Raw genomic sequence first — 19,784 nt, forward strand, 5'->3', positions numbered from 1 at the left:
GGAGCACGGCACGCGGACGACCGGCCGCGTGCCGCACAGTGTCAGACGTGGGCGTCCTGGTATTCCTTCTCGGCTTCGTCGAAGCGCTTGATCATTGCAGCGGACGGGCCGTTGCCAATGCGGCTGAAGATCAGGATGCCGAGGATGCAGAGGATAAAGCCCGGAACGATTTCGTACAGGCCGGTCCAGCCGAAGAAGTTCTTCCACACCACCACGGTGACTGCACCGAGGATCATGCCGGCCAGGGCGCCGTTACGGGTCATGCCTTTCCAGATCAGGGACAGGATCACCACCGGACCGAAGGCAGCGCCGAAACCGGCCCAGGCATAGGACACCAGGCCCAGAACCTTGCTTTCCGGATCAGCGGCGATGGCGATGGAAATCACGGCAACCAGCAGCACCATGGCGCGACCGACCCAGACCAGTTCGGTCTGGCTGGCGTTCTTGCGGAAGAAGGCCTTGTAGAAGTCTTCGGTCAGGGCACTGGAGCACACCAGCAGCTGGCAGCTCAGGGTGGACATTACCGCGGCCAGGATGGCGGACAGCAGCACGCCGGCGATCCAGGGGTTGAAGAGGATCTTGGCCAGTTCGATGAACACGCGCTCGTGGTTCTCGGTAACCGCGCCAGCCTGCTCCGGATGGGCGGAGAAGTAGGCGATACCGAAGAAGCCCACGGCCACGGCGCCGGCCAGGCAGAAGATCATCCAGGCCATGGAGATGCGGCGGGCGTTCGGGATGGACTTGACCGAGTCAGCAGCCATGAAGCGCGCCAGGATGTGCGGCTGGCCGAAGTAGCCCAGGCCCCAGGCGAGCAAGGAAATCACGCCGACGAAGCTGGCGCCCTTGAGCATGTCGAAGTTGGCTGCGTCCTTCAGTTCGATGGCAGCGAAGGTAGTATCCATGCCACCGGTGGCAATCATCACGATGATCGGGGTGAGGATCAGGGCGAAGATCATCAGGCTGGCCTGGACGGTGTCAGTCCAGCTCACAGCCAGGAAGCCACCGACGAAGGTGTAGCAGATGGTGGCAGCGGCACCGGCCCACAGGGCGGTTTCGTAGGAGATGCCGAAGGTGCTCTCGAACAGGCGGGCACCGGCGACAACGCCGGACGCGCAGTAGATGGTGAAGAACACCAGGATCACCACGGCGGAGAAGATACGCAGGATGCGGCTGTTGTCTTCGAAGCGGTTGGTGAAGTAGTCCGGCAGGGTCAGGGCGTTGCCGTTGTGCTCGGTCTGCACGCGCAGACGGCCGGCAACCAGCAGCCAGTTGAGGTAGGCGCCGATGATCAGGCCAATGGCGATCCAGCTTTCGGAGAGACCGGAGAGGTAGACGGCACCCGGCAGGCCCATCAGCAGCCAGCCGCTCATGTCGGAGGCGCCGGCGGACAGGGCGGTAACGAAGCTACCGAGGCTGCGGCCACCGAGGATGTAGTCGGAAAGGTTGTTGGTGGAGCGATAGGCGGCGAAGCCGATCAGCACCATGGCCGCGATATAGATCACGAAAGTGATCAGCATCGGGTTGCTCATACTCATGGGGGTCTCCCCTGCTCGTTTGTTTTTATTCGGGGGCGGCGGGTAGTCCGCTCCCGTGGTTAGTATTTGGCGGGCGCTCGTGGCGACCACCGGTTTACTTCCCGACCACCTCGGCCATGGGGCCGATGCAATCCCGATCGGGCAATTGACGCAGGGCATCCGGCCCCGCCAATGCGACGACGGACCAGCTCTGTTGGACCTGGTCCATCGCACGAATCCGTGACGCTCCCGGCGCACCTGCGAACCGCGCTATTGCTCGGTCTAGTACATCCATCAGGGCTCGCAAGAACGATTCCCATTTGGGCCCCGGAAGGCGAGTGCGGAATTTAGAGATATGGCACTGCGCCTTTCTTTTAGGATTCTCTGGTTTCTTTGCCAAATCCTCCGATTCAGGGAACTTTCCGCCAAAAGGTGCAACCCGCGTGCAAGCCCATGAAATGGACATTCCGGCAATTTCCCCATTTCCATCCCGAACATCAGGTTGCCCAGCAGGTACAACCAAAAGGAAGAACCCCGGAAAAGGTTGCAACTCCGACAGTTACCCAGGGCAGAAAACAGATCGATGGCGGAGTAGCAGGAAAGAACTACTTGGCGCTGCGCAGTCGCTTGGGGGTCAGCCCCAGATAACGCCGCATGGCAGTGGTCAACGCGCTCTGGCTGGAGAAGCCGCATTCCTCGGCGATCCGCACCAGGGGTTGTTCGCTCTCGCGCAACAGACGGGCGGCGCGATCGAGGCGGGTTTTCAGCAGGTACTGGTGAGGCGTCAGGCCCAGGTGGTCCTTGAACTGGGCATGGAAGTGGCTCGGGCTCAGGCAGGCTACCTGGGCCAGCTCCGCCACACTGATCCGCCGCGACAGGTTGCCCTGGATATAGCCATCCAGACGCTCGATATCGAGGTTGCCCGCTGGTCGACGCTGCACATCCCCGAACAGGCGCAGATACAGGGCGCGCAACAGCAGTCCACCCAGGGATCTGGCCAGCAGCGGGTCGCTGCCATAGCGCGCCAGTTCCGCGCCGGCATAGCTCAGGAGGTTCTGGAAGTCCGCATCCAGTTCCGGAAAACGCGGTGTCTCGAAGAGTCGACCCAGCAGATCGAGGTCCTCGGCCGACGTGCCGTGTTCGTCCAGATCGAGGATCAGCATGCGGTTCTCGCCCACGCCCGCGAACTCGTGCCCGGCATCGCCCGGCACCAGGCACGCGCGCATCCGGCAGACCTCGCCACCGCGGCCATCCACCTCGAACTCGGCGCGGCCGGCAAGGGACATCACCAGTTGGTGATGGTCGTGGGCGTGGTGACGGGCCTGATCGTCCAGGCGCAGGAGGCGGGCTTCGAGCATGGGGGGCTTGATCAAAATTTGCGCATTCTAGCCGGCGCAACCGGGGTTGCACAGCGCCGCACGGCAGAAGGCCGTGACATCGGGCGGTTGAAAAGGCCATCGCATTGCCCCACATAGCCTGGGTAAGCCAATTGCCAGGTGCCCCCATGAGCGATCAGGACATCAACGCCGACATCGTCGAAGAAGCCACTTCCAGCCAGCGGACAGGCTTGGTACTGCCTGGCCAGACCCTGCCGGACAAGGTCTACATCATTCCCATCCACAACCGCCCGTTCTTCCCGGCGCAGGTACTGCCGGTGATCGTCAACGAGGAACCCTGGGGGGAAACCCTCGAGCTGGTGGCCAAGACGGAGCATCACTGCCTGGCGCTGTTCTTCATGGAGAACCCGCCGGAAGATCCGCGCCATTTCGATCCCAATACCCTGCCGGAACACGGCACCCTGGTGCGCGTGCACCACGCCAGCCGCGAGGGCGGCAAACTGCAGTTCGTGGCCCAGGGCTTGTCGCGCGTACGCATTCGCGGCTGGCTCAAGCGCCATCGCCCTCCCTTCCTGGTGGAGGTGGATTATCCACAGAGCCCCCAAGACCCGCGCGACGAGGTGAAGGCCTACGGCATGGCGCTGATCAATGCGATCAAGGAGCTATTGCCGCTCAACCCGTTGTACAGCGAAGAACTGAAGAACTACCTCAACCGCTTCAGCCCGAACGACCCGTCGCCGCTGACCGACTTCGCCGCCGCATTGACCACCGCCCCCGCCCATGAGCTGCAGGAGGTGCTGGACACGGTGCCGATCCTCAAGCGCATGGAGAAGGTGCTGCCGCTGCTGCGCAAGGAAGTGGAAATGGCGCGGCTGCAAAGCGAGCTGTCCGCCGAGGTGAACCGCAAGATCGGCCAGCACCAGCGCGAGTTCTTCCTCAAGGAGCAGCTCAAGCTGATCCAGCAGGAGCTGGGCATCACCAAGGATGACCGCAGTGCCGACAGCGAGCAGTTCACCCAGCGACTGGAAGGCAAGGTGCTGCCGGAGCAGGCGAAGAAGCGTATCGACGAAGAGTTGAACAAGCTGTCGATCCTGGAAACCGGATCGCCGGAATACGCGGTGACCCGCAATTACCTGGACTGGGCCACGTCCGTGCCCTGGGGCGTGTACGGGGCCGACAAGCTCGATCTCAAGCATGCCCGCAGGGTGCTGGACAAACACCACGCCGGGCTCGACGACGTGAAGAACCGCATCCTCGAGTTTCTCGCGGTGGGTGCCTTCAAAGGCGAGATATCCGGTTCCATCGTGCTGCTGGTGGGCCCGCCCGGCGTGGGCAAGACCAGCATCGGCAAGTCCATCGCCGAATCTCTGGGTCGCCCGTTCTACCGCTTCAGCGTCGGCGGCATGCGCGACGAAGCCGAAATCAAGGGTCACCGCCGCACCTACATCGGGGCCTTGCCCGGCAAGCTGGTGCAAGCCCTGAAGGAAGTGGAGGTGATGAACCCGGTCATCATGCTCGACGAGATCGACAAGCTCGGCGCCAGCTACCAGGGCGACCCAGCTTCGGCCCTCCTGGAGACGCTCGACCCGGAGCAGAACGTCGAATTCCTCGACCACTACCTGGACCTGCGCCTGGACCTGTCCAAGGTCCTGTTCGTCTGCACCGCCAACACCCTGGATTCCATCCCCGGTCCGCTGCTGGACCGCATGGAAACCATTCGCCTCTCCGGCTACATCACCGAAGAGAAGCACGCCATCGCCAAGCGCCACCTCTGGCCGCGCCTGCTGGAACGCACCGGCGTGCCGAAGGACCGCCTGTCCATCACCGACGGCGCCCTCACCTCGGTGATCGATGGTTATGCGCGGGAAGCGGGCGTTCGCCAGCTGGAGAAGCAGTTGGGCAAGATCATCCGCAAGTCCGTGGTGCGCCTGCTGGAGGAGCCCGAGGCGAAGATCAAGGTTGGGCAGAAGGACCTGGAGAACTTCCTCGGCCTGCCGCCGTTCCGCCGGGAACAGGTGCTGGCGGGTATCGGCGTGATCACTGGACTGGCCTGGACGAGCCTGGGCGGCGCCACCCTGCCCATCGAAGCGACGCGCATCCATACCCTGAACCGGGGCTTCAAGCTGACCGGCCAGTTGGGCGAAGTCATGAAGGAGTCGGCCGAGATCGCCTACAGCTACATCAGCTCGAACCTGAAGCGTTATGGCGGCGACCCGACGTTCTTCGACCAGGCCTTCGTCCACCTCCACGTGCCGGAGGGCGCGACGCCCAAGGATGGTCCCAGCGCCGGCATCACCATGGCCAGCGCCCTGCTCTCCCTGGCACGCAACCAGACGCCGAAGAAAGGCGTGGCCATGACCGGCGAGTTGACGCTCACCGGCCAGGTGCTGCCCATCGGCGGAGTCCGCGAGAAGGTCATTGCCGCCCGCCGGCAGAAAATCTTCGAGCTGATCCTGCCGGAGGCCAACCGCGGCGCCTTCGAAGAACTGCCGGACTACCTCAAGGAAGGCCTGACGGTGCACTTCGCGCGCCGCTTCGGCGATGTGGCGAAGGTGCTGTTCGCCTGAGCCTGCGCGTCCGGCGGGTGGGAGCGAAATCATTGGCTATGTCTGCGTTAGCTGTTGCCAGAGATCGGCCATCGGTCCAGGGGCCTTGTAGGAGCTAGCTTGCTAGCGAAACGGGGCCATTCGCTGGCAAGCCAGCTCCTACGGACACTGCAGCCACTTGCAACACTTAATGCGGACACAGCGAAATCATTCGCGATTGAAATCACTCCCACAGCCTCGCTTGAGATGAGATTTCCCCTTCGGAACCTACGCAAGGGCGGAGTCAGCCGTTATGCTGACCCCCGCCCTTGACCGACGGAGCCGCCGATGTCCCTCGTTCCCTCCCCTCGCCTGCTGCTGCCCCTGGGATTCATCCTGCTCGGCGCCTGCGCCCAGCAGAAGACCGGCCCCGTGGTGCTTCAGGACCAGCAGGACGATTGCCCGCTATCCCTTAGCCAGGGCCAGCCACTGGTGCTGACTCTGCCCAGCAACCCCACCACCGGTTTCCGCTGGGTCGTCCGCGACGCCGCCACCAATGTGCTGCAGAGCCTCGGCCCGGAGGTTTATTCGACCCCCGAAGACGCGGGTCTGGTGGGAAGCGCGGGCCAATCCACCTGGCGCTTCAAGGCCAGCCAGCCCGGCGAGGGCCGCCTGCACCTGGATTACCAGCGTCCCTGGGAGATCGATGTGGCACCGGCCGAATCCTTCGACTGCCAGATCAGCGTCAAATAGCGCCAAATGACTGCACCAATGGCGTCCACCGCCTGGCGAGCGCCGTGACGGGTTCCCATAGTGCTGCTCTGACAGATTCGCGGGAGCATTCATGGGAACCTTGATCTTCGGCCTGGCCGGTGTGCTGTCCTTCCTCACCGGCGTTGCACTTGAACTGGATTGGCTGTGCTTCGTCAGCAAGCCGGTTCCCATCATCGCCCTGCTGCTCTGGCTGCGCCGCGCGCCTTCCGGGTCCTATCGCCGCTGGATCACGATTGGCCTGCTCCTTTCGCTGCTCGGCGACATGCTGCTGGAATGGCCGGCCGATCTGTTCGTCTTTGGCCTCGGAGCCTTCCTGCTCGCCCACCTCGCCTACCTGCGCGCTTACCTGCAGCAGAGCAGCCGACTGGCGCCGCTGGCCCTGCTGGTGGCGGTAGGCTGCGGAGGCGGCATCTTCGCCCTGCTCGCCTCTGGCGAACTGGGCACGCTGCTATTACCGGTAGCCTGCTATGCACTGGCTATCAGCGCGATGCTCTGGCGCGCACTGGCCCGTCTAAGCGCGGGCGTCGAGCGCAGGTCGGCGATGCTGGCGGCAGGCGGCGCAGCGCTATTCGTGCTCTCCGACAGCCTCATCGGCATCAACCGTTTCGTTTCGCCATTCGACGGCGCGAGCTACTTCATCATTCTCACCTACTGGCTGGGCCAGTTCTGCATCGCGGCCTCCGTAGTGGCATTTTCGACCGCAGTACCCTCCTCGAAAAAACCATCGGCACCCTCTCGGGAAATCGGCTATAGCAATTAGGCGGACACTGGAAAATGGAGCGTGTGATGGGCAGCCTGGTACGACTGTGGAGCCTGCTTTGCTGTGCGGTTCTTCTCGCAGGCTGCGGTAGCCTGCTGCCCAGCGAGCGGGCCGAAGTTCTGTCGCCGTTCAGGGACTACACCGATGCGGAGATCCGCTATTCGCAGGCGGTTCCCGGCAAGACAACGCGCCCCGAGCTGTTTTCCCTGGGCTTCGACCCGCTGATCCAGGGCAATGGCAAGATGCTTTCTTTCATCGATGTGCGTCTCATGTTCGTCCAGCCCAACGTGCCCATCGACTACCTGCCTGAAGGCTTGATGAAATGCCTGGAAGCCAAGGATCGCTGTATCGGCTACGCCTTCGAGTTCACCAAGACGGATACCCAGCGGGTCGGCAACTTCTGGGCCGACGTGTTCAACTTCCGCAAGAACCGGGAGTTGCAGGGTTGGGTCTTCCGCGCGGTGTTCGTGCTGGTGGATGACGTGGTGGTGCACAAGGTCAGTAACGGCGAGCCGAACATCCGCCGGCATGAGGTCAAGCGCAATCCACTGGGGCCGCTGCAGGGCGCGGGCGAGTTCTTTTCCGATCAGCTGAAGTGAGGGTGGTTTGGCCGCGCCGCGCAGTCCGTTAGAATGCCGGCCTTTTCCATTGCTGGTACCGGCCCGTGACCGAACGTCCCGATCGCATCTACGCCAATCCCCAGGCCCAAGTCGCCGACTTCGCCTTTAACGAGGACGTGGTCCGGGTCTTCCCGGACATGATCAAGCGCTCGGTACCGGGTTATCCCACCATCGTCGAGAACATTGGCGTGCTGGCCGCGCAGTTCGCCCAGCCCGGCACCCCGCTCTACGACCTGGGCAGTTCCCTTGGCGCGGTGACCCAGGCACTGCGTCGCCATGTGAAGACCGACGGTTGCAAGGTCATCGCTGTGGATAACTCCAGCGCCATGGTGGAACGCTGCCGCGAATACCTGCACGCCCAGGACGCCATGTTCCAGGAGTTGTTGCCGGTCGACGTGATCGAAGCCGATATCCTCGCCCTCGACTTCCAGCCCTGCTCGCTGGTGGCGATGAACTTCACCCTGCAATTCGTGCCCCGAGAACACCGTGTCGAACTCCTCTCCCGCATCCACAAGGCGCTGCTGCCTGGCGGTGCGCTGATCCTCTCCGAGAAGCTGCGCTTCGAAGATGCCGAGGAGCACCAGTTGCTCACCGAACTGCATATCGCGTTCAAGCGCGCCAACGGTTACAGCGAGCTGGAAATCGCCCAGAAGCGCAGCGCGCTGGAAAACGTCATGCACCCGGACAGCCTGGAAGAACACCGCGAGCGCCTGCTGGCCGCCGGGTTCTCCAAGGTGGTGCCCTGGTTCCAGTGCCTCAATTTCGCCTCACTGATCGCCCTGCCATGATTCGTAAGCTGGACCTCGATGCCCTGCAGCAAAAGCTGGCAGGCACTCCCCTGCAGGATTGGGCAGCCGACCTGCCCGCACAACTCGACGCAAAGATGACGGTCGGCCACGGCGACCTGGAGCGCTGGGGCGCGGCGGTAAATGCTCTCCCGGACCTGCAACCGCAACAGGTGGAACTGGCCCAGCGCTTCCTGCTCGACGGCCCCTGTGACGAATCGACCCGCGCCGCGCTGAAGTCCGCACTGCAGGGACTCATCCCGTGGCGCAAGGGACCGTTCGAGTTGTTCGGCGTGCACGTCGACACCGAGTGGCGTTCGGACTGGAAGTGGTCACGGGTAGCGCCCCATCTCGACCTGTGCGGCCGCCGTGTGCTGGATGTCGGTTGTGGCAATGGTTACTACCAGTGGCGCATGCTGGGTGCCGGCGCGGATAGCGTGGTGGGTATCGATCCGAACTGGTTGTTCTTCTGCCAGTTCCTGGCCATGAAGCGCTTCCTCCCGGACCTCCCGGCCTGGCACCTGCCGCTGGCGCTGGAAGACTTGCCAGCGAAGCTGGAAGGTTTCGACACCGTGTTCTCCATGGGCGTGCTCTACCACCGTCGCTCGCCCATCGACCACCTCTTCGACCTCAAGGACTGCCTGCGCCGGAATGGCGAGCTGGTGCTGGAAACATTGGTGGTGGAAGGTGATGCCCAGCAAGTACTGGTGCCGGAAGACCGCTACGCGCAGATGCGCAATGTCTGGTTCCTGCCTTCGGTCCCGGCACTGGAGCTGTGGCTGCGCCGCGCGGGTTATGTGGATGTCCGCTGCGTGGATGTCAGCTACACCAGCGTCGAAGAGCAGCGCAGCACCGAGTGGATGCGTTATCAGTCGCTGCCCGAATTCCTCGACCCCGCCGACCACAGCCGCACCGTCGAGGGCCTGCCGGCACCGGCTCGCGCCGTGCTGATCGCCCGAAAACCCTGATCCGCGCTTTTTGTGGGAGCGAATTCATTCGCGATTGAAATCGCTCCCACACTACCCGGCTAAAGCAATTCGCCCCCACAGGAACCGAATCCTGTGGGGGCGAATTCATTCGCTGAGCGGACTACAAAGCCGCACCTATCAGCGTTTGGGGGCAGCCGATACGATCAGTTGCTTCATCTCTACCACCGCCTGCTTGAAACCAACGAACAGCGCGTGGGCCACCAGCGCGTGGCCGATGTTGAGTTCGTTGATTCCCGGGATCGCCGCAACCGGCTCGACGTTGTGGTAGTGCAGGCCATGACCGGCGTTGACGATCAGGCCGAGGCGAAGGCCCAGCGCCACGCCCTCCTGGATGCGTTGCAATTCGCGAGCGGCTTCTTCCGGATTGTGGGCATCGGCGTAGCGGCCGGTGTGCAGTTCGATGGCCGGAGCCCCCACGCGATGCGAGGCCTCGATCTGCTGCGGATCGGCGTCGATGAACAGCGACACTTCACTGCCCACCTTGGCCAGGCGCTCCACGGCGGCCTTGATGCGAGCCTCCTGGCCGGCAACGTCGAGGCCACCCTCGGTGGTCAGCTCCTGGCGCGTTTCCGGCACCAGGCAGACATGCTCGGGACGAATCTCCTCGGCGAAGACCATCATTTCCTCGGTAACGCCCATCTCGAAGTTCATGCGGGTCTGCAGAACCTCCTTGAGCAGGCGCACATCGCGCTCCTGGATGTGACGGCGGTCTTCACGCAGGTGCACGGTGATACCGTCGGCGCCTGCCTCTTCGGCGTCCAGCGCTGCCTTGACCGGGTCCGGGTAGCGAGTGCCGCGGGCCTGGCGAAGGGTGGCGACGTGGTCGATGTTGACGCCGAGAAGTACGCGGTTGGCTTCAGTCACGGGGAGGTTCCTTGATCGTCATGAATAGCTCGCGGCTGACCAGTGGCCGGCCGCCCAGGTGAGGTGCCAGGGCCTGGCGCATCAGGCGCTTGGCCGCACCGAGGGCGCCGGGGGCGCTCCAGTCGGCTTCGGCCAGCGCGAGGAGTTCGCGGCCCTGGAACAGGCCGGGTTGCAGCTGCCCCACCGGCTCCAGTCCGGCATCCGGCAGCAAGCGGTAGATGCCGTCGGGTGCGATGGGTTGCCCGGCGACATCCGAATCCAGGGCGAAACCATAGCCCAGCTCGTCCAGCAGGCGCCATTCGAATGCGCGCAGCAGAGGTTCCAGCGGACGGTTGGCGGCCAGGGCCTGGACGGTGACGGCGTAATGCTCGAACAGCGCCGGCTGCGGATCTTCGGCCGGCAGCAGGCGAATCAGCAGCTCGTTGAGGTAGAGGCCGCTGAACAGCGCCTCGCCAGCCAGCAGGTTGGGAATGCCGGCACTCTCCAGCCTGCCAACGTTCTTCAGCTCGCCGCGGCCGCGGAATTCGGCTTCCAACGGCAGGAATGGCCGCGCCAGGGTGCCGGCCTTGCCGCGAGCACCACGCAGCACCGCGCGCAGGAGGCCTTCAGGCGTGAAGAAGTCGACCAGCGCGCTGCTTTCCCGATAGGCCCTGCTGTGCAGGACGAACGTCGGCAGCGCCGTGCTGATCATGGAGAGGCTCAGAGGTCGTTGTAGCCCAGGGAACGCAGGGCACGCTCGTCGTCGGACCAGCCGCCCTTCACTTTCACCCAGAGGTTGAGCATGACCTTGGAGTCGAACATGGTTTCCATGTCCTTGCGGGCGTCCTGGCCGATGCGCTTGATGCGCTCGCCGCCGTCGCCGATGATGATTTTCTTCTGACCATCGCGCTCAACCAGGATCAGGGCGTGGATGTGCAGGACATGGCCTTCCTGCTTGAACTCTTCGATTTCCACGGTGATCTGGTAGGGCAGCTCGGCGCCCAGCTGGCGCATGATCTTCTCGCGCACCAGTTCAGCGGCAAGGAAGCGGCTGCTGCGGTCGGTGATCTGGTCTTCCGGGAAGAAGTGATCGCCTTCCGGCAGACGCTCGGCCACCAGGCGCTCCAGCGTATCCAGGTTGTGGCCTTGCAGGGCGGAGATTGGCACCAGCTCGGCGTTCGGCAGCTGTTCCTGGAGCCAGGACAGGTGCGGGATCAGGTCGCCCTTCTCGTCCATGCGGTCGGTCTTGTTCACCGCGAGCAGCACCGGACCCTGTACATACTGCACACGCTCCAGCACCAGCTGGTCCTCTTCGGTCCAGCGGTCACGGTCGACGACGAAGACGACCACGTCCACGTCCTTCAACGCCGCCGAGGCGCTGCGGTTCATGTAGCGGTTCAGCGCCTTGTCGCTCTTCTTGTGCAGGCCGGGGGTGTCGACGTAGATCGCCTGAACGTTGCCCTCGGTCTTGATCCCCAGCATGTTGTGGCGGGTGGTCTGCGGCTTGCGCGAGGTGATCGCCAGCTTCTGTCCGAGGATGTGATTGAGCAGCGTGGACTTGCCCACATTGGGGCGGCCGACGATGGCGACATAGCCGCAGCGGGGGGTATCGATATCAGTCATTGCCATTCTCCACACCAAGGGCGACCAGGGCGGCGGCCGCGGCCACCTGTTCAGCGATACGGCGGCTGGCGCCCTGGCCCTGGGTCTTGTCATTCAGCAGGGTAACCTGGCACTCGACGAAAAAGGTTCGGCAGTGCGGTTCACCCTGGATATCCACCACTTCATAGCGTGGCAGTTCGCAGGCCCGCGATTGCAGGAATTCCTGCAGACGGGTCTTGGGATCCTTGTTGGTATCCACCAGGGTCAGGCCTTCCAGTTCATTGGTCAGCCAGGCGATAACGCGCTCGCGCGCGGCTTCCATGCCGGAATCCAGGTAGATGGCGCCGATCAGCGCTTCCAGTGCATCGGCGAGAATCGACTCACGGCGGAAACCGCCGCTCTTCAGCTCGCCCGACCCCAGGCGCAGGTACTCGCCCAGTTCGAAGCCACGAGCCAGCAGCGCCAGGGTCTCGCCCTTCACCAGCCGCGCGCGCAAGCGCGACAACTGGCCCTCTCGGGCCTGGGGGAAGCGCTCGAACAACGCCTCGCCGGCGACGAAGTTGAGGATGGCATCGCCGAGGAATTCGAGGCGCTCGTTGTTGCGCCCCGCAAAACTGCGGTGGGTCAGGGCCAGAGTCATCAGACTCTGGTCCTTGAAGGTATAGCCGAGCTTACGCTCGAGACGACTGAGGGATACGCTCACTGGGCTCGCACACGGAATTCTTTGTCGAAGCGCACCACCAGATCGAGGTTCTCGACCAGAGGTTCGCGTTTTTCATACTGCAGGTGCGCCTGGAACTCGTTGTTTTCCAGGGTCACCTTCAATGCCTTGTCCAGGTCCAGGTCACGGATACCGTTGACCTGCATGCCCTTGGATACATGGCTGTAGAAGTCGGGAATCGTCCTGATTTCCAGCGCTTTCTCGGTTTCCACCGAAGTGATTATCTTCTCCAGCGAGAAGAAATCCAGGTAATGCGGGATGACCTTGAAGGCGGTGCTGGCCAGGAAAGCCACTACGGCCAGGACCAGCAGCCAGCCCATAACCGACATACCCTTCTGCTTACGCGCGAACGTCATGATCGACCTCAATGTCTGTTTTTATTGGAGGCCGGTTGGCCCGCAAGCAAGACTATATAGCGACTGCGGCGCTGTCATGAACAACGCCGCAAAACCGCGATGACGAGGGGCCTGTCAGTGAATCAGGCCCACTCGGGAGAAGTTTGGCAGGTTGCGCATCTTCGGATCGGGCCAGCTCATCCACACGGCGAAGGCCTTGCCGACGATATTCCGGTCCGGAACCATGCCAAGCAGGTCCTTCGGAATGCGGGGGTCGTTCCAGTAACGGCTGTCGTTGGAGTTGTCCCGGTTGTCGCCCATCATGAAGTAATGCCCCTGGGGCACCACCCACTCGCGGCCCGGCTCCATGCGGTAGCGTTTCATTTCCTTGCGGATCAGGTGCTCGGCCTCGCCCAGTTTCTCTTCATAGAGATTGGCGCTGCCCAGCGTGCCCGGCTCTTCGCCCAGCAGTTTCTCGGCGACCGGCTGACCGTTGATGGTCAGGTGCTTGTCGCTGCTGTAGGCAATGCGATCGCCCGGCAGGCCGATCACACGCTTGATGTAGTTGATGTTCGGGTCGCTGGGATAGCGGAACACCATGACATCGCCGCGCTGCGGGTCACCCACCTCGATCACCTTGTTATCCAGCACCGGCAGGCGGATGCCATAGGCGAACTTGTTGACCAGGATGAAATCGCCCACTTCCAGCGTCGGCTTCATCGAGCCGGACGGGATCTGGAACGGCTCGACCAGGAAGGAGCGCAGCACCAGCACGATGGCCAGTACCGGGAAGAAGGACTTCCCGTACTCCACCAGCAGCGGTTCCTTGTTCAGCCTGTCGAGGACGTCCGGATCGGGCTCGGTGACCTGCCCTTCGTAAGCGGCAATCGCAGAGCGCCGGCGCGGCGCCAGCAGAACGAGGTCGACAAGCGCGAGGACGCCGCAAACTGCCACGGCGATAACCAACAACAGCGGGAAATTGATCGACATAGACCCTAGCTATCCACTTTGAGCACAGCGAGGAAGGCTTCCTGCGGGATTTCCACGCTGCCGACCTGCTTCATCCGTTTCTTACCGGCCTTCTGCTTCTCCAGCAGCTTTTTCTTACGGCTGACGTCGCCGCCGTAGCACTTGGCCAGAACGTTCTTCCTGAGCGCCTTTACGGTAGTACGCGCAACGATCTGTCCACCGATCGCCGCCTGGATCGCCACGTCGAACATCTGACGCGGGATCAATTCCTTCATCTTCTCGGTCAACGCACGGCCTTTGTAGTGGGCCTGGTCGCGGTGCACGATGAGTGCCAGGGCATCGACTTTCTCGCCGTTGATCAGCACGTCCAGCCTCACCAGATTAGCGGGTTCGAAGCGATCGAAGCTGTAATCCAGCGACGCATAACCACGACTTACCGACTTCAGGCGATCGAAGAAGTCGAGCACCACTTCGTTCATCGGCAGGTCGTAGCAAACCTGAACCTGCGAGCTGAGGAACTGCATGTCGCGCTGGACGCCGCGTTTCTCGATGCACAGGGTGATGACGTTGCCGAGGTGCTCCTGGGGAACCAGGATGTTGGCGCGGACGATTGGCTCGCGCATTTCGGCGATGGAGGCGAGGTCGGGCAGCTTGGACGGGTTGTCGACGTAAATCGTTTCGCCGTTCTTCTGCACGATCTCGAAGACCACGGTCGGCGCAGTGGTGATCAGGTCCAGGTCGTATTCGCGCTCCAGGCGCTCCTGGATGATCTCCATGTGCAGCATGCCGAGGAAGCCGATACGGAAACCGAAGCCCAGGGCCTCGGAGCTTTCCGGTTCGTACTGCAGGGCCGCGTCGTTCAGGGTCAGCTTCTGCAGGGCTTCACGGAAGTCCTCGAAATCGTCGGAGCTGACCGGGAACAGGCCGGCGTAAACCTGCGGCTTGATGCGCTGGAAGCCTGGCAGCACGTCCACATCGGGGGTGTTGGACAGGGTCAAGGTATCGCCTACCGGCGCGCCCAGGATGTCCTTGATGCCGGCGATGATGAAACCTACTTCGCCAGCCTTCAGATCGGGCATTTCGGTGTGTTTCGGGGTGAATACGCCCACGCTGTCCACCTGGTGGAGCTTGCCGGTGGACTTCACCAGGATCTTGTCGCCCTTCTTCACGCGACCATGTTTGACGCGCACCAGAGAGACCACGCCCAGGTAGTTGTCGAACCAGGAGTCGATGATCAGGGCTTGCAGCGGAGCGTCGACCTCGCCTTCCGGCGCAGGGATCACTTCCACCAGGCGCTCCAGCACGTCGATCACGCCCATGCCGCTCTTGGCGCTGCAAGGGACGGCGTCGGTAGCGTCGATGCCGATGATGTGTTCGATTTCTTCCTTCACCCGCTCCGGCTCGGCCTGGGGCAGGTCCATCTTGTTCAGCACGGGCATGACTTCCAGGCCCTGCTCGATGGCGGTGTAGCAGTTGGCCACGGACTGGGCTTCAACGCCCTGGCCGGCGTCCACCACCAGCAGCGCGCCCTCGCAGGCTGCCAGGGAACGGCTGACTTCGTAGGTGAAGTCCACGTGGCCAGGGGTGTCGATGAAGTTCAGCTGGTAGGTCTTACCACTCTGAGCCTTGTAGTGCAGGGTGACGCTGTGGGCCTTGATGGTGATGCCGCGCTCGCGTTCCAGGTCCATGGAGTCCAGTACCTGGGCCTCCATCTCGCGATCGGACAGGCCACCGCACATCTGGATGAAGCGGTCAGCCAGGGTCGACTTGCCATGGTCGATGTGGGCGATGATGGAGAAATTGCGGATATGACTCAGGTCACTCACAGGTCAACACTCAAAAGAAGCCGCAAGCAGGTTGCTCGCCGAAAAATAGCGGGGGAGTTTACCTGATCGGCGACCTGCCCGTCACGCCCATGCGGCGGAAGGCTGGAACGAAAAAGGGCGGCCAATGGCCGCCCTTTCGTACCGCAACCGCTTTACTCGGCCAGCTTGAAGGTAATGAAGCTTGCGCGGCCCTGACGCAGGACACGCATGGACACCGAACGGTTTTTCGGCAGGTCCTTGGCGACCTGGGTGAACGCTTTGGCCGACGTGATGGCCTGGTTGTTCAGGTGAGTGATCACATCGCCCGGACGCAGCCCCATCATGGCAGCCGGACCATCCTGGACTTCCTTGATGACCACGCCACCCTGGATGTCCAGGGACTTTTTCTGCTCATCGGTCAACTCGACCACGCTCACGCCCAGGCGATTGCTGCTGCGCTCGACGCCATCGCCGGTCGCGGCAGCCATTTCGTCACCCTCTTCCGGAAGCGCACCGATGGCCATATCGAGGCTCTTGCGGCTACCGCCACGTACCACTTCGAGCTGAATCTTGCTGCCGGGCTTGAGATTGCCCACGAGGTGCGGCAGGTCAGCGGAAACCACGATCGGCTGGCCGTTCATGCTGAGGATGACGTCACCGACCTGCAGGCCGCCCTTGGCTGCCGGTCCACCTTCCTGGACCTGGGCAACCAGCGCACCGGCCGGCTTGTCCAGACCGAAGGATTCGGCCAGGTCCTTGTTCACTTCCTGGATCACGACGCCCAGCCAGCCGCGGCTGACCTTGCCCTCGGACTTGAGCTGGTCGGCCACGCTCATGGCGACATCGATCGGGATGGCGAACGACAGGCCCATGAAGCCGCCGGAGCGAGTGAAGATCTGCGAGTTGATGCCGACCACTTCACCGTCCAGGTTGAACAGCGGGCCACCGGAGTTGCCCGGGTTGATGGCCACGTCGGTCTGGATGAACGGCACGTAGTTCTCGTTCGGCAGGCTGCGGCCCTTCGCGCTGACGATACCGGCGGTCACCGAATGGTCGAAACCGAAGGGCGAACCGATGGCCAGCACCCAGCTTCCCACCTTGAGTTCGTCGGACTTGCCGATCTTCACGATCGGCAGATCCTTGCCCTCGACCTTCAGCAGCGCCACGTCGGTACGCGGATCGGCGCCGATGAGCTTGGCTTCCAGCTCACTGCGGTCGGACAGGCGCACGATGATCTCATCGGCATCGGCCACCACATGGTTGTTGGTCAGGACATAGCCGTCCTTGGAAATGATGAAGCCGGAACCAAGGGACTGCGCCTCGCGCTGGCGGCCGCCCTGGGGATTGCGCGGCACTTGCGGCATGTTGCGCTCGAAGAATTCGCGCAGCATCGGCGGCAGGCCTTCCAGGTCAGGCATCACCGGGGCACCGGCCGCACCACGCTGGGGCAGCTTCTGCCGGGTACTGATGTTGACGACTGCCGGGGACGCCTCTTCAACCAGAGGCGTGAAGTCCGGCAGTTCAGCACGGGCCACGAGGGTTTGACCGAGTAGCAGCAGGGCTGCCACGGCGGTCATACAGGATTTGAGGTTAAGCATCGACATACAGCTCCCGTCGCATAACGAGTGGTATGAACTCACCGGGCCGCCCGGCCCTGCGAGCAAAACAGAAAAACAAAAGCAAAACGGGCCCGGAGCATCAGCCCCAGGCCCGGTGGAACAACGTGAAAAAGACAAGGCGGGAGCCTGGGCTCCCGCGCTGCAATTCGGATGCAGATCCTGTAGCAGGGATCATTGTGTCGCAGTGGCCTCCGCTGCCCGCATGGACAGGGCGACGCGCTCGGCCGTTCCCAGCGGGATCTCGCCGACCACCGTCACCATCACGTCGCCATCTGGCGTACTGACCCGCTTGGACACCATCACGGTCGGCCCCAGCTGGCTGCGCGCATCTTCGACGACAGCGCCATGCAGCGGCTCGAGGAATACCGAGAAGCGCGCCAGTCCGTCGCTGTAGAGCAGGCTGGACACGGCATCGGATGACACTGGGCTACGACGCTCCTGGGCACTGGACAGGCTGAAGCCCGGAGGCAGCCATTCAGATCGCCAGCGGACAGGCTTTTCGCCTTGCGCCTCGGTGAGCCGCACGGCCTTGCAGGTGGAGCTGGGCTGCAGATCGGCATCGGCCGGGGTTCCGGCAGTATCGAGGCGGGTGAACTGGAAGCGTTCGAGGAGCTGCCCCTTGTCACTGAGCAACAGCGACTTGAGCGGCAGGCCGGTATTGCGGTCCAGATGCAGCTCGAAGCCGTAGCGGTGCTGGTCACGCGGGGTCAGGGTCAGCACCGTTGCCGGTCGCCCGGCTACGCGTGACTCACCTGCCAGGCGCAGGTCGTACCACTCGGAGAGCTGCTTGGTATCCATCGCCCGGGCAGGCCACACCTGGCCATCGGACAACTGATCGGATAGGGAACCACCCACGCACTGGGTGCGGCCATTGACCCGCACCACTTCCTGGGCCGGCCCATCGAGCTGTAACAAACGCTCGCGCACTTCCCCACCCTGCTGGACCTGATGCCAGACTTCGTGAGTGGAGAAACTCCCATTTCGTTCGTAGACGAACGTTCCCTGGAAACTCTGGCGCAGCTCCGCGTCAGCGAGTCGCTGCAGCCAGTCCTGAGCGTCGGCGGCCAGGGCTGGTTGAGCCAACCAGCCGCCAAGCAAGATGATTACCGGTAGTGCGCGCATGTTCCTCCTCAGCGGCTCTCCAGACTGGCAGCGCGGGCGTATGGCAGAGCACTGTCGCTACCGCTCATGGCCGCCTGCTGCGCATGTTGCCGCAGGTAAGCCGGCAAGCGCTTCTCATGCCAACCGGACGACGACTGGGTCGCGCCGATGGGCTGCTGCACTTGCTGGGCTTCCTCACTATAGCCAGCCAGCACGGCACCCTGCTGGGCCTGCGGCATGACCATGGCGGGTTGACCAGCTTGCTGCTGAGCCAGTTGCTGGGTGCCGGCGGCTTCGTCCTGGTTGTACAGGCGAACACCCGCCAGCACTGCCACGGTGACCGATGCGGCCACAGCCAGGCGACCCAGGCTGCGCCAAGGCCCACGAACCACCTTGACCGGCGGTGCGGCCTCCTCGGCCAACGCGGCCGATACGGCGGCGGCAATGTCCAGGCGCGGCTCCAGCAGCTCCTTGTGCATCACGGCCCGAGCGATCTGGTAACGCGACCAGGTTGCCCGCAATTCTTGATCTTCGCTGGCGGCGAGAACTCGACGCAGCTCCAGTTCGTCCGCCTCGTTATCCATCACCGCGGACAGCGATTCCTGCAAAGCTTCACGACTCATGGCGGTTCCCCTCTTGGCTGTCGCCGCTGTCTCAGGTTCCATGCAACAGAGGTTGCAAGGCTTTATCGATGGCTTCCCGCGCCCGGAAGATGCGGGATCGCACAGTACCGACCGGACACTGCATAACGCTCGCAATGTCTTCGTAACTCAGACCGTCGAACTCGCGCAGGGTCAACGCCGTGCGCAAATCTTCCGGCAGTTGCTGGATGCTCCGGTGCACTGTGGCCTCGATCTCGTCACGAAGCAGGGCTCGCTCCGGTGACTCGATATCCTTGAGGGCGTGATCGCCGTCATAAAACTCGGCGTCCTCAGCACTTACATCACTATCTGGCGGGCGTCTGCCACGCGCCACCAGGTGGTTCTTCGCCGTATTGATGGCGATACGGTACAGCCACGTATAAAACGCACTGTCGCCGCGGAAGTTTCCGAGCGCACGGTAAGCCTTGATAAAGGCTTCCTGGGCTACGTCCTGGGCTTCCTGGGCGTCGTGCACGAAACGCACGATCAATCCGAGAATCTTGTGCTGGTACTTCAGCACCAGCAGGTCGAAAGCCCGCTTGTCGCCTCGCTGCACCCGTTCGACCAGTTGCTGATCCTGTTCCTGGGTTAGCATGAACACTCCTCGTCGATCTCGAAGGGGTGTTGCGCCAGCCAGTAGATCGGCTTGCCAAAATAGACTCGGGCGTTGCGCAAAAGTTCTCCCCTCCAAGCAAGCTTCCTGCAGATTGTTTTTTCATCTGCACGGAATTGCGCAGCAGGGCTCGCGGCCATGCTGCGCCGAATATAAGTCGCTTGATCTACAGGCATCCGGGTTGCACATTTCATGTGCATTCGTTGCGTCAATGTAAGCAAGCACCGTCTC

Annotated in this window: 19 protein-coding genes; 6 read left to right on the forward strand and 13 right to left on the reverse strand. The window is 62.9% G+C overall.

The window, feature by feature from the left end; translation table 11 throughout:
- Positions 1-41: 41 nt before the first annotated feature.
- Positions 42-1,535 carry a sodium/proline symporter PutP gene (gene putP / locus DM872_RS19215; RefSeq protein WP_179060966.1) on the reverse strand — a complete coding sequence of 498 codons (1,494 nt, stop codon included), beginning with the start codon at positions 1,533-1,535 and terminating at the stop codon, positions 42-44.
- A gap of 584 nt (positions 1,536-2,119) precedes the next feature.
- Positions 2,120-2,872 carry a helix-turn-helix transcriptional regulator gene (locus DM872_RS19220; RefSeq protein WP_179060967.1) on the reverse strand — a complete coding sequence of 251 codons (753 nt, stop codon included), beginning with the start codon at positions 2,870-2,872 and terminating at the stop codon, positions 2,120-2,122.
- 146 nt (positions 2,873-3,018) lie between these two features.
- Here DM872_RS19220 and lon point away from each other — a divergent pair, with 146 nt between their 5' ends.
- From lon to cmoB, 6 genes are all read left to right on the forward strand, one after another.
- Positions 3,019-5,418, forward strand: coding sequence for an endopeptidase La (lon, locus tag DM872_RS19225; RefSeq protein WP_179060968.1), 2,400 nt, complete (start codon positions 3,019-3,021; stop codon positions 5,416-5,418).
- A 306-nt stretch (positions 5,419-5,724) separates the two neighbouring features.
- The gene (locus DM872_RS19230; RefSeq protein WP_179060969.1) at positions 5,725-6,129 is read left to right on the forward strand and encodes a protease inhibitor I42 family protein; all 405 of its coding nucleotides are present in this window, start codon (positions 5,725-5,727) and stop codon (positions 6,127-6,129) included.
- A 91-nt stretch (positions 6,130-6,220) separates the two neighbouring features.
- Positions 6,221-6,910, forward strand: coding sequence for a lysoplasmalogenase (locus DM872_RS19235; RefSeq protein WP_179060970.1), 690 nt, complete (start codon positions 6,221-6,223; stop codon positions 6,908-6,910).
- A 26-nt stretch (positions 6,911-6,936) separates the two neighbouring features.
- Positions 6,937-7,509 (forward strand): hypothetical protein, encoded by a 573-nt coding sequence (locus tag DM872_RS19240; RefSeq protein WP_179060971.1) that lies wholly within the window; start codon positions 6,937-6,939, stop codon positions 7,507-7,509.
- A gap of 65 nt (positions 7,510-7,574) precedes the next feature.
- Positions 7,575-8,318 carry a carboxy-S-adenosyl-L-methionine synthase CmoA gene (gene cmoA / locus DM872_RS19245; protein WP_179060972.1) on the forward strand — a complete coding sequence of 248 codons (744 nt, stop codon included), beginning with the start codon at positions 7,575-7,577 and terminating at the stop codon, positions 8,316-8,318.
- Positions 8,315-9,283, forward strand: a complete 969-nt coding sequence (gene cmoB / locus DM872_RS19250) for a tRNA 5-methoxyuridine(34)/uridine 5-oxyacetic acid(34) synthase CmoB (protein ID WP_179060973.1) — start codon at positions 8,315-8,317, stop codon at positions 9,281-9,283. The genes cmoA and cmoB overlap by 4 nt, the downstream gene beginning before the upstream one ends.
- A 138-nt stretch (positions 9,284-9,421) precedes the next feature.
- On the opposite strand, the gene pdxJ is transcribed toward cmoB, so the two are convergent.
- The 11 genes from pdxJ to rpoE all read right to left on the reverse strand — a co-directional run bounded on the left by pdxJ (position 9,422) and on the right by rpoE (position 19,535).
- Positions 9,422-10,168 (reverse strand): pyridoxine 5'-phosphate synthase, encoded by a 747-nt coding sequence (gene pdxJ / locus DM872_RS19255; protein WP_179060974.1) that lies wholly within the window; start codon positions 10,166-10,168, stop codon positions 9,422-9,424.
- Positions 10,161-10,859 (reverse strand): DNA repair protein RecO, encoded by a 699-nt coding sequence (gene recO, locus DM872_RS19260; protein ID WP_179060975.1) that lies wholly within the window; start codon positions 10,857-10,859, stop codon positions 10,161-10,163. Before recO ends, pdxJ begins: the two co-directional genes overlap by 8 nt.
- A gap of 8 nt (positions 10,860-10,867) precedes the next feature.
- Positions 10,868-11,770, reverse strand: a complete 903-nt coding sequence (gene era / locus DM872_RS19265) for a GTPase Era (protein WP_179060976.1) — start codon at positions 11,768-11,770, stop codon at positions 10,868-10,870.
- Positions 11,763-12,452 (reverse strand): ribonuclease III, encoded by a 690-nt coding sequence (rnc, locus tag DM872_RS19270; RefSeq protein WP_179060977.1) that lies wholly within the window; start codon positions 12,450-12,452, stop codon positions 11,763-11,765. Before rnc ends, era begins: the two co-directional genes overlap by 8 nt.
- Positions 12,449-12,826: a DUF4845 domain-containing protein gene (locus DM872_RS19275; protein ID WP_077527418.1), complete on the reverse strand. Its 378-nt coding sequence runs from the start codon at positions 12,824-12,826 to the stop codon at positions 12,449-12,451. The genes rnc and DM872_RS19275 overlap by 4 nt, the downstream gene beginning before the upstream one ends.
- Before the next feature lie 114 nt (positions 12,827-12,940).
- On the reverse strand, positions 12,941-13,795 hold the full coding sequence (lepB, locus tag DM872_RS19280) for a signal peptidase I (RefSeq protein WP_179060978.1): 855 nt from the start codon (positions 13,793-13,795) through the stop codon (positions 12,941-12,943).
- A gap of 5 nt (positions 13,796-13,800) precedes the next feature.
- The gene (lepA, locus tag DM872_RS19285) at positions 13,801-15,600 is read right to left on the reverse strand and encodes a translation elongation factor 4 (protein WP_077527420.1); all 1,800 of its coding nucleotides are present in this window, start codon (positions 15,598-15,600) and stop codon (positions 13,801-13,803) included.
- 152 nt (positions 15,601-15,752) lie between these two features.
- On the reverse strand, positions 15,753-17,177 hold the full coding sequence (locus DM872_RS19290; protein ID WP_179060979.1) for a DegQ family serine endoprotease: 1,425 nt from the start codon (positions 17,175-17,177) through the stop codon (positions 15,753-15,755).
- Positions 17,178-17,369: 192 nt separating this feature from the next.
- Positions 17,370-18,320, reverse strand: coding sequence for a MucB/RseB C-terminal domain-containing protein (locus tag DM872_RS19295; RefSeq protein WP_179060980.1), 951 nt, complete (start codon positions 18,318-18,320; stop codon positions 17,370-17,372).
- A gap of 8 nt (positions 18,321-18,328) precedes the next feature.
- The gene (locus DM872_RS19300) at positions 18,329-18,922 is read right to left on the reverse strand and encodes an RseA family anti-sigma factor (RefSeq protein WP_179060981.1); all 594 of its coding nucleotides are present in this window, start codon (positions 18,920-18,922) and stop codon (positions 18,329-18,331) included.
- A gap of 31 nt (positions 18,923-18,953) precedes the next feature.
- Entirely contained in the window at positions 18,954-19,535 is a 582-nt protein-coding gene (gene rpoE / locus DM872_RS19305; protein ID WP_044870604.1) for an RNA polymerase sigma factor RpoE, read from the reverse strand.
- Positions 19,536-19,784: the final 249 nt, after the last annotated feature.

The organism is Pseudomonas taiwanensis, from assembly GCF_013393345.1.
GTDB lineage: Bacteria > Pseudomonadota > Gammaproteobacteria > Pseudomonadales > Pseudomonadaceae > Metapseudomonas > Metapseudomonas resinovorans_C.